Genomic DNA, 390 nt, shown 5'->3' with positions numbered 1-390 from the left:
GAGTGAATGTGTCTCCATTTTTTCAAGTGAAAATCGTGTGGAGATCGATATATGGACAGAGGAAGCCTGCCGGGGAAAAGGTTTAGCGCAGCTGGCATGTCAGCATATGATCAGGAGTTGCCTTGAAAATAAAAGGACACCGCATTGGGATTGCGATGTCCAACACCTAACTTCAATCAAATTAGCAGAAAAGCTAGGCTTTCAACGGACAAAAACCTATCGATTGTTTTACAGCTCATGATGAGAAGGTTTTGAGATACCAAGCATCCATTGCAGAATGCTCAGAGCCTTCAATCGGCTCTGAAAGAAGGGAAAAGCCATATCGCTGATAAAGGCCAGTCGCTGCAGTTAATTCTTGGCGGGTTTCTAAATAACATGCTTCATAGTATG

1 protein-coding gene is annotated in these 390 nt (G+C 43.3%); it reads left to right on the top strand.

Features of this window, described 5'->3' with window-relative positions; genetic code table 11:
- A partial coding sequence (locus tag AC2A4J_RS20390) for a GNAT family N-acetyltransferase (protein WP_484177302.1) occupies positions 1-241 on the top strand: 241 nt, incomplete at its 5' end.
- Positions 242-390 lie beyond the last annotated feature (149 nt).

The organism is Marinomonas sp. ATLA20 (genome assembly GCF_057180105.1).
The sequence above is the reverse complement of the archived record's forward strand: the minus strand, read 5'-3'. Positions and strand labels throughout refer to the sequence as shown.